The sequence below is a fragment of the Staphylococcus pseudoxylosus genome, assembly GCF_003697915.1.
Classification (GTDB): domain Bacteria; phylum Bacillota; class Bacilli; order Staphylococcales; family Staphylococcaceae; genus Staphylococcus; species Staphylococcus pseudoxylosus.
In genome coordinates, this window is record NZ_RCVN01000083.1 from 1 (window position 1) to 287 (window position 287).

Here is a 287-nt window from a genome sequence, read left to right on the forward strand (position 1 = left end):
ATATAAGCAACTCGAGTCATTATAATAGGATGATTTCGGGTTGCTTTTTTTGCACCCACTTTTATTATTTTGAGTATTTTGGGTGCAGAATGGGTGCAGAAAGTTTTAAAATATTTCTTTTTCTTGTATGAATTTCTCGAAGTCTTTCTTTGCTTTATGATTCATATTTTCCGTTACATGACTGTATACTTGTTCAGTAATACTCATTGTTTTGTGTCCTAATATTTCTTGTATAACATCGTAGCTAAATATTATAAAAAAGATGAAAAACCAACAGAGAAAACGAA

Annotated in this window: 1 pseudogene; it reads right to left on the bottom strand. The window is 29.6% G+C overall.

Going from position 1 to position 287, the window contains the following annotated elements:
- Positions 1 to 105: 105 nt before the first annotated feature.
- A pseudogene (locus D9V42_RS15365) lies at positions 106 to 287 on the bottom strand (hypothetical protein); the annotation flags it as partial.